This is a genomic window from Mesorhizobium sp. M2A.F.Ca.ET.037.01.1.1, assembly GCF_003998075.1.
Classification (GTDB): Bacteria; Pseudomonadota; Alphaproteobacteria; order Rhizobiales; family Rhizobiaceae; genus Mesorhizobium.
In genome coordinates this window covers 1-8,169 of sequence record NZ_RZSA01000197.1, presented here as the reverse complement: position 1 = coordinate 8,169, position 8,169 = coordinate 1, and the positions used below count along the sequence as shown (strand labels likewise).

Below are 8,169 nucleotides of genomic sequence, written 5' to 3'. Positions count from 1 at the left end.
GATAGATAATAGCGCGCCGCTCGGGAGCCGGCTGGGGCTGCAAGGGCTCCTGCGCGGGGCTTGTTCGCCGCCGCAGCAGGCCGGACAGAGCAAGAACGACGGGAACAGCGGAAAGCCCGGCAAGCTGAACGCCGATATAGTAAAGCCTGGCGCGGTGGGCGAGGACCCATTCGTTGCGGTGCGCGGCGTAGGTCAGCGGCAGGAAATCGAGTCGGAAAAGCTCGACCGCCAGCGGTGCCGCGATGCCAAGGAAAACCGCAAGGCCAAGCCACGGCCATGGGGTGGCGAGCCGGTTCCGGGCACGGCTATCGTATAAGAGCCAGATGCCGCCGAAAACCAGCAGCAAAGCCGTCGAGAACTTGGCGTAGAGTCCCAGGCCGGAGACGACGCCGAGGGCGAGCCACCAGCCGGGCCGTCCGTCGCGCGCGGCGCGCCACAACAGCCATGAGATGCCGGCCCAGAAAGGCATCTGTGCATAGTCGTGGTTGAATTGCGGGGTCGGCCAACCGAAGAAATAGATCGAGGGCATCAGCAACACCGCGGCGAGAGCGCGGGTCGACCCCATGATGTCGCGTGCGAGAAGATAGACCAGGATGAAAGTCGTCGAGATCAGCAGTTGCGAAAGCATATATTGCGGCCAGCGGAACGAGCCGGTCAGTAGATGGCTGATCTCAAGCAGCCAGCAGGGTAACTGCGGGTGTTTGTAGGTCAGCAGAACCCATTCGCGGCCCCACATGAACCCCTCGACGACGTCGTATGGCGGCCCAACATTGACGAGCGCCGGCATGACGGTCCAGCAAGCGATCTGGGTGAGGCACAAAAGCGCCAGCAATCGCCATGGATGCCGGATCAGTCCGTTCCAGATCGAAGGCGGATTGCGTTCCGCGGTGGCTGCCACCGGCCAAAGATGAACGGATTCGCTGGTTCTCGACATGCGGGCCTAAAACCACACCGGTGAATTTCTGAACAGTCCGATAGCAAAAGCTTACGAAAATGTATGCTGCCGCAACATTGTAAAACCAAGATTGCGATGGAACCCGTCGCCGGCGCTTCGGGCAGAACCGTGGCCGGCTGAATGTTGGTTGAGCCGGGCCTCCCAAGGCGCCGCGGTTCTAGCCATACGGGTGTCTCCATGCGTCACCAGCACGCCGTCATCCATCATCGCGGGCTCGACTTCTGGTCGGCGCGCGCGGCGGTTCTCGTCGTCATCTGTCTTCAGCTTTTGGTCATCAACAACCTGTCCTGCGGTCCGCGCTGGCTAGCCCCGACCGTCGAGGCGGCACTGCTGGTGCCCCTGTCGATCGCGACGGCATGGACGCAGATGCAGACGCGCACGGCTGTCGACCACGAGCATTGGTACGCGATCGGCCGATTGCGCCTCTACATCCGCCGCACGGCATTGGTGATGACCGGCGTCATCAGCATCATGAATTGCGGATCGCTGGTTTTCCTGGTGCGGGCGCTGCTGGAAGGGCATGCCGGCGCCGGCACCACGCTGCTCGTCGATGCGCTCAACATCTGGGTCACCAATGTGATCGTCTTTGCGCTGTGGTTCTGGAGCACGGACAGGGGCGGGCCGCCGACCTGTGGCCTGGTCAAGCGCGCGCAGGCCGACTTCCTGTTCCCGCAAATGACGCTGCCAGATAGCGAGATACAAGGCTGGCTGCCGGGCTTTGTGGACTATTTCTTCCTGGCTTTCACCAACGCCACCGCCTTCTCGCCGACCGACACCTTGCCGCTCACGCAGCGCGCAAAGCTCCTGATGATGGCCGAAGCGATGATCTCGCTCTTGACGATCGCGCTGGTGGCGGCGCGGGCGGTCAACATCCTGGCCTAAAACTGTATCGATATTCGGGTGAGGCTGGCCTGCGAATGGTGGCTTCCTGCGCTTCCGGTGCTCACGTACTGCAAGTACGCTCCGCTCCGGTTCTCGGAATCCACCCTTCTCGGCTCACCCTGACCCGAATCTCGATACAGTTTTTCCGAACTCAATGGCCGCGTTCCCAACGCATTCCAGCCAGTCGCGGATCGGCAAAAGCGGTGCGTGAGAATTCCAGCCGCTTATCGGGAAATTCGCAGATCGCCTGCAGGCCGAAAGAGCCGATCCGGATGCGCCAGGTCTGTGGCTCCAGCGGCCTGGCCTTGGCAAAGCCCTTGCACGTCAACAAAGCGATGTTGGCGCCCTTGGGATCGCGTACCGAGCGATAGCGGATCGCCTGTATCTCGGCTTCGCGCGCGACATCGGCGATCGCCTGACAGGCGGTGTAATCGGTGGGCAGCGCCCAGGCCTTCTCGTTCCGATCGAGCGGCGGCCGCGTCAGGTCGATCGCGCTCTCGCATTTGATCGCGGCGGCGAAGGCAGTGTATTCCGCCGCATCGTTCGGCCATGGCGTCGCCGGCGACTCCGCAAAGAACAGCAAGCGGTAGAAGGCCATCTCCGCCACCGCCGTCAGCACTGTCTCGGCCGCGTAGTAGACGCCTTTCGTCTTGCCCGCGCGACGGAAGCGCGAGCCGTAAGGATAGACGGAGCCGTAGCGGAAAGGCGTCGCCAGCAGATAATGGAGGTGGCGGCATTCCAGCGGGATATGGGGCTTGGTGTCCTCGACGAGGTCCTCGAGCAGCGACTGCTCGTCGAGCGTGTCGACCAGCTTGAGGGTCGACACGCGGTGCTGCGCCTCCACCATGCGCCAGTATTTGCCTTCGAGCCTGACGGCCTCAGACGAGAGCGCGCCGGGAGTCCAGGTAGGCAATGACATCGACAAGTCCGGCAATGGTCAGGATTTTCTCGAGCGGCGTGCCGTCGAGCGTGATGTTGGGATTCCTCAGCCATGCCCGCGCCACAGTCTCGTCGCCGCCGACGATGGCGTCGAGCGAGCGGAACAGGCGGACGAACAGCACCGCCAGCTCGAAGGGCTTGGTGCCGCGTTCGAGCAGGAACTCCTGTTTGCGCATGCGCGAGATCGTTGCCTCCGACACACCGATGACCAAAGCGAGCGTCCTGGCGGTGATATCGAGCAGGTCGGCCGCGCGCAGCGTGGCCTTGGTGATGACGGCGTTTTCGGCCGCCGTCGCGGCCGCGACTGGACGTTGCATAAGCGCACCCTTTCATTTCTGTGGAAAATATAGTCCACAAAAATTCTTCTGGAAAGGGTGATGTCAGTCTTTCTTGTAAAGCAGCCAGCCTTTGCCAGCTCGTCCGCCGGTGGCCGAGTGCCTTGTCACGCGGTTGCGGCCGCCGACCTTGGAGCGGTAAAGCGCGCGGTCCGCCTTGGTGTAGAGATCCTCGGGGTTTTCCGCCTCCGAGGCCATACAGATGCCCAGCGATACGGTGACGGTGCCGTAGTTCATGCCGGTCTGGCTGCTGGTGAACGGGGTCTGCTCGATCAGCGCCCGGATGCGCTCGGCGATCTCGTATGTGGCGTCCTCGCTGGCGCCTTCGACGATGAGCGCAAACTCCTCGCCGCCGGTGCGCGCGACGAACATGTCGGCACGCACGCTGGACTGGAAGATCTCGGCGATGATCTGCAGGATCCTGTCGCCGACCGGGTGGCCGTAGCGATCGTTTATGTCCTTGAAATGATCGATATCGGCAAGGATCAAGGCGTTGAACAGGATGCCGCGATTGCTGTTGTAGATCCGGGTGATCTCCTTGTCGAAGGCGCGTCGGTTCCACAGTTGCGTGAGCGGATCGGTGTCGGCAAGCCGTTTGTATTCCTCGAGTTTCGACTTGACGCTTTCAAGCTCGGCCGTCTTTTCGCTGAGCGTGCTGGCGATCTGGCGGCCATGGTCGATCGTCGAGCTGGTGGCGGCCGACATTGCGCCAGCGATCTTCTGCAGGAGTTCCTGCGAAAGCAGACTGCGGTTGCTCAGTCCGCTCGAGGTCTCGTCGAGCAGACGGCCGTATTTCTCGATATGCGAGCGCTCGCTGCGCAACAGCGCGGCGATGTCCTCGAGCTCCTTGGCGACCATCTCGCGGGCATGTTCGACGATGGCCGGTCCGTGATGCTGGGGGAAGAAGATGCGCCCGATGCCGTCGAGGTCCTCCTGGGTCGGTCGGTTGCTCAACGAGACGACGGCAAGGCTGAGTTCGTGATTGCTGCCGCTGAGCGCCTCGTAGAAGATTTCATAGTTGCGGGGCATGCCAAGCACGCCGAGCTGCCGCATCGTCGCCACGACGGTGCTGGCGATGTCGGTATTCCTGTCGGTGGGAACGGCTGCCGGCTGCATGTTCAGTTTCACTGCCCCTTCAGTGCGACCGGAGACCTGCCACCGCCGGGAGTCGCTAACTCGGGGATTTGAATCGGAATTGCGGTGCGACGGCGCGTCCCCAACACGACCTTCGCTTGCAGGAAACATAGATGCAGTTGCGCTAAAGTTTCCTTAATGGCCTGCATTTCCTCGATGTCTCTGCTACCTCAGGATGTAGAGTCGTGTGAGGCGCAGCTTTTTAAACGCGTCGCTTCGGTGTCGCATTTGCCTGCGCCCAGCCACTTCAAACCTGAAATTCTGGCGGCAATGGATCGGAGGATGGTCGAAGGAGGCCGGAAATGGACGACAACCACAGGGGATCGTGCCTGTGCGGGGCGGTGCGTTTCAGGACGAGTGGCCCGCTGCGCGGCGTCGTCTATTGCCATTGCTCGCAATGTCGCCGGCAGACCGGCCATTTCGTCGCGGCTACCGCCTCCAGGGATGCCGATATCGTCATAGAAGGGTCCGACGCGCTCAGCTGGTACGGTGCTTCCGATGTGGCGAAACGCGGCTTCTGTCGGACCTGCGGCTCGCTGCTCTTCTGGAAGCACAATGAACTGGACACGATTTCCATCATGGCCGGATCCTTCGAGAGGCCGAGCGGCCTCACGGCGGAAAGCCACATCTTCGTGGGCGACAAAGGCGATTACTATTCGATCGAGGACGGGCTGCCGCAGTTCGAGAAATCGACGCCGTCGATAAAGGTCGCCGACGGATGAATTTTGCGGCGGCTGCCTTATTCCCTTGATCCCGCCGTTGCGATATCCCCTCACCGTGACTCGAAACGAGGCTGGGCATGCAGCGGCTGGTTGACGCTTTCATCAATTCGGTTCGGGCCTTCCGCAAGTTGGCCGCTCACGAAAAGGCATTCCAGCAGGAGTTGCTTTTGCTTGCGCTGGCGCTGCCAGCCGGCTGGTTCATCTCGGTCTCCTGGCGCGGTTATGCCCTTTTGATCGGCGCGGTTCTGCTGTTGATCATGGTCGAAGTGCTCAACACCGGCATCGAGGCGGCCTGCGACGCGATCTCGCGCGAATTCCACATCGAAATCCAGCTCGCCAAGGATTGCGGGTCACTGGCGGTGTTGATTTCGATCGTGATCGCCGGCGGGGTCTGGGGAATCGCCTTGATCGAGCGCCTCACCGGCGCGCCGATCTGACTCCTGGCGGATCAGGATCCTGCCCGATCTTCCTTGGCGCGTTCGCGTCCGGCAAAATGATGGCCGACCAGCCAGGCAATGATTGCGACGCCGACGCCGACGCCAAGGGCAATGAGCAGGCGCTCATGCCGCTCGAACGCCTGGTCCACCATGCGCTCCGCGCCCAGGCCGAAGACATAGCCGATGGCGCTGAACAGGGCCGCCCAGACGGCGGAAGAGATGGCATTCAGGATGACGAAGCGCGGCATCGGCACGGTCGACAGGCCTGCAGCGATACCGCCGACCAGCCGCATGCCGTAGATGTAGCGGTTGGTCAGCACGAAGATGTTGGGATGGGTGTTGAGCAGGCGGTAGGCGCGGCTGAAGCCCGGCCGCCTGCGCAACCTCCTCACATAGCGATGCTCGGCGAAGCTGCGGCCGAGGGTGAAGAAGAACGTGTCGCCGGCGAAGGCGCCGAGGAAGGCGGCCACAAAAGTCTGCCACAGCACGAAGACGTGCTGATGAGCGAAGAAACCGCCAAGGATCGCGGCACTTTCGCCTTCGGCGACGCAGCCCAGGAAGACCGCGATCAGCCCATATTGCTCGATGAGGCGGTGGATGGTTTCGTTCATTCGGTTGCCGACCGCGCGGACAGTTTCTCGTCGATGCGCCTGATCTGTTCGGCCATGCGCAGGATCTCGTCTCGCATGCCGATGATCTCGCTGTGGCGCAGCTCGTCGAGCTTTTCATGCAGGGCCATGATCTCGATCTCGGCCTTCAGATTGACCTCGTAGTCGTGCGCCGCGTCGATGCGGTCGCGCTCGGTCTGGCGGTTCTGCGACATCATGATCACCGGCGCCTGGATCGCCGCCAGCATCGACAGCACAAGGTTGAGGAAAATGAAGGGGTAGGGGTCGAAGGCGTCGCGCGTCAGCAGCCAGGCATTGCCGGCAGTCCAGAGGGCGAGAAACGCCAGGAAGCCGAGGATGAAGGACCAGGAGCCGCCGATCCTGGCGATCGCGTCGGCGACGCGGTCGCCATAGGTCTCGTGGAAGGCGACGGCCTTGTTGGTGTCGCGTGTGATGGTGGTGCGCTCGAGCGTCGATTGAAGCACGCGGCTCTCGAGCGGACCAAAGCCGTCCGGCTTTCGCTTGAGCAAGCGGTTCGCCATGTCCTCGACGATCTTGTTCATCTGTCTTCTCCTTCGCCCGGCATCGATAGACGTAGAGGCTGCCGGGGCGGACGTGAAGTGCTAGATTGCGGCGAACAGGCAAGGACAACGATGCTCGATTTCCAGAAAATCCACGCGCGGGCGGCAAAGCGCAAGGGCGGGGAGGCGGTGCTCGCTCCGCTGCTTGGCCCTGCGCCCGACAACAAGGCGGTGGCGAAAGTCCCCGACGACCGCATTCTCTCCACCATTGCCGAGCGCATTTTCGCCGCCGGCTTCGTGTGGCGTGTCATCGAGCAGAAATGGCCGGGTTTCGAGGAGGCGTTCCTCGGCTTCGAGCCGAAGCGGCTTCTGTTCCAGCCGGACGACTTCTGGCACGAGTTGGCATCCGACAGCCGCATCGTGCGCAACCCGCAGAAGATCAGGTCGGTGCGCGACAACGCCGCCTTCGTCGACCGCGTCTCGAAGGAGCATGGCAGCTTCGGCAAATTCATTGCCGCCTGGCCGGCGGACGATCAGATCGGCCTGACCGCCTATCTGGCCAAGCATGGCAGCCGGCTCGGCGGCAACACGGGCCAGTATTTCCTGCGCTGGCTGGAATGGGACACGTTCGTCGTTTCCGCCGACATGGCGGCGGCCTTGCGCGATGCCGGCCTCGACATAGCCGAGAACCCAACCTCGAAGCGGGACCTCGAAAAAATCCAGGCGCAGATCAACCAATGGTCGGCCGAGACCGGCCTGCCGCGCCGCCACATCTCGCGCATCCTGGCGATGTCGATCGGCGAGAACCGCTCGGCGGAGGCGCTGCGCGAATATATGGGCGATTAGGGATACGATCGACATCCGTCGATCGATCATGAACATGATCGGCTCTGCCGATCGATCCTAATTGGCACAAGCGATCGCCATTGCCCGACGATTTCTGCCACGCTACATCCATTCCATGACCAAGACCGCTCCTGATATCCTGCGCATCGCCGTCGCCCAGCTCAACCCGACTGTCGGCGACGTCGCCGGCAATCTGGCAAAAGCGCGCGAGGCGAGGGCGGACGCGGCGCGACAGGGCGCCGACCTGGTGCTCTACACCGAGCTCTTCCTCGCCGGTTATCCGCCGGAAGATCTGGTGCTGAAGCCTTCCTTCCTCAAGGCCTGCGAGAAGGCGGCCGAAGATTTCGCCAAGGACACCGCCGATGGCGGACCCGGCGTCATCATCGGCACGCCGCTGAAGCGCAAGACCGGCACGCATAATTCCATCGTCGTCGCCGACGGTGGCAAGATCATCGCCGAGCGCTACAAGCTCGATCTGCCCAACTACGGCGAGTTCGATGAGAAGCGCGTCTTCCAGGCCGGACCTGAACTGCAGGGGCCGGTCAACTTCCGCGGCGTGCGCATCGGCGTCCCGATCTGCGAGGATATCTGGGGCGACATCGCGGTCTGTGAGACGCTGGCCGAAAGCGGCGCCGAGATCCTGCTGGTGCCGAACGGCTCGCCCTATTACCGCGCCAAGATCGACGTGCGCCACCAGGTCGTCATCCGCCAGGTCATCGAAACCGGCTTGCCGATCGTCTACGCCAACCAGCTTGGCGGCCAGGATGAGCTGATCTTCGACGGGGCTTCC

The 8,169-nt window shown here is 62.5% G+C and carries 11 protein-coding genes; 5 read left to right on the top strand and 6 right to left on the bottom strand.

Features of this window, described 5'->3' with window-relative positions:
• The coding region (locus tag EOA27_RS12455) for a glycosyltransferase family 39 protein (RefSeq protein WP_189562012.1) at positions 1-934 on the bottom strand (934 nt) is incomplete at its 3' end.
• Between the two features lie 198 nt (positions 935-1,132).
• On the opposite strand from EOA27_RS12455, the gene EOA27_RS12450 reads away from it, so the two are divergent.
• Positions 1,133-1,837, top strand: a complete 705-nt coding sequence (locus tag EOA27_RS12450; RefSeq protein ID WP_126082406.1) for a hypothetical protein — start codon at positions 1,133-1,135, stop codon at positions 1,835-1,837.
• Positions 1,838-1,988: 151 nt separating this feature from the next.
• On the opposite strand, the gene EOA27_RS12445 is transcribed toward EOA27_RS12450, so the two are convergent.
• From EOA27_RS12445 to EOA27_RS12435, 3 genes are all read right to left on the bottom strand, one after another.
• Positions 1,989-2,756, bottom strand: coding sequence for an RES family NAD+ phosphorylase (locus EOA27_RS12445; protein ID WP_126082407.1), 768 nt, complete (start codon positions 2,754-2,756; stop codon positions 1,989-1,991).
• Positions 2,716-3,093 carry an antitoxin Xre/MbcA/ParS toxin-binding domain-containing protein gene (locus EOA27_RS12440; protein ID WP_126082408.1) on the bottom strand — a complete coding sequence of 126 codons (378 nt, stop codon included), beginning with the start codon at positions 3,091-3,093 and terminating at the stop codon, positions 2,716-2,718. Before EOA27_RS12440 ends, EOA27_RS12445 begins: the two co-directional genes overlap by 41 nt.
• Positions 3,094-3,156: 63 nt before the next feature.
• Positions 3,157-4,227, bottom strand: coding sequence for a diguanylate cyclase (locus tag EOA27_RS12435; protein ID WP_126083786.1), 1,071 nt, complete (start codon positions 4,225-4,227; stop codon positions 3,157-3,159).
• A 320-nt stretch (positions 4,228-4,547) separates the two neighbouring features.
• On the opposite strand from EOA27_RS12435, the gene EOA27_RS12430 reads away from it, so the two are divergent.
• Both EOA27_RS12430 and EOA27_RS12425 read left to right on the top strand, forming a co-directional pair.
• On the top strand, positions 4,548-4,967 hold the full coding sequence (locus EOA27_RS12430) for a GFA family protein (RefSeq protein ID WP_126082409.1): 420 nt from the start codon (positions 4,548-4,550) through the stop codon (positions 4,965-4,967).
• A 77-nt stretch (positions 4,968-5,044) separates the two neighbouring features.
• Positions 5,045-5,404, top strand: a complete 360-nt coding sequence (locus EOA27_RS12425; RefSeq protein ID WP_126082410.1) for a diacylglycerol kinase — start codon at positions 5,045-5,047, stop codon at positions 5,402-5,404.
• A gap of 11 nt (positions 5,405-5,415) precedes the next feature.
• Here the strand turns inward: EOA27_RS12425 and EOA27_RS12420 are convergent, their stop codons facing one another.
• Positions 5,416-6,015 (bottom strand): DedA family protein, encoded by a 600-nt coding sequence (locus tag EOA27_RS12420; RefSeq protein ID WP_126082411.1) that lies wholly within the window; start codon positions 6,013-6,015, stop codon positions 5,416-5,418.
• Positions 6,012-6,575 (bottom strand): DUF1003 domain-containing protein, encoded by a 564-nt coding sequence (locus tag EOA27_RS12415; RefSeq protein WP_126082412.1) that lies wholly within the window; start codon positions 6,573-6,575, stop codon positions 6,012-6,014. The genes EOA27_RS12420 and EOA27_RS12415 overlap by 4 nt, the downstream gene beginning before the upstream one ends.
• Before the next feature lie 90 nt (positions 6,576-6,665).
• Here EOA27_RS12415 and EOA27_RS12410 point away from each other — a divergent pair, with 90 nt between their 5' ends.
• Positions 6,666-7,379 (top strand): DNA-3-methyladenine glycosylase I, encoded by a 714-nt coding sequence (locus tag EOA27_RS12410; protein WP_126082413.1) that lies wholly within the window; start codon positions 6,666-6,668, stop codon positions 7,377-7,379.
• A 115-nt stretch (positions 7,380-7,494) separates the two neighbouring features.
• Positions 7,495-8,169: nitrilase-related carbon-nitrogen hydrolase (locus tag EOA27_RS12405; RefSeq protein WP_281059415.1), on the top strand; the 675-nt coding region annotated here is incomplete at its 3' end.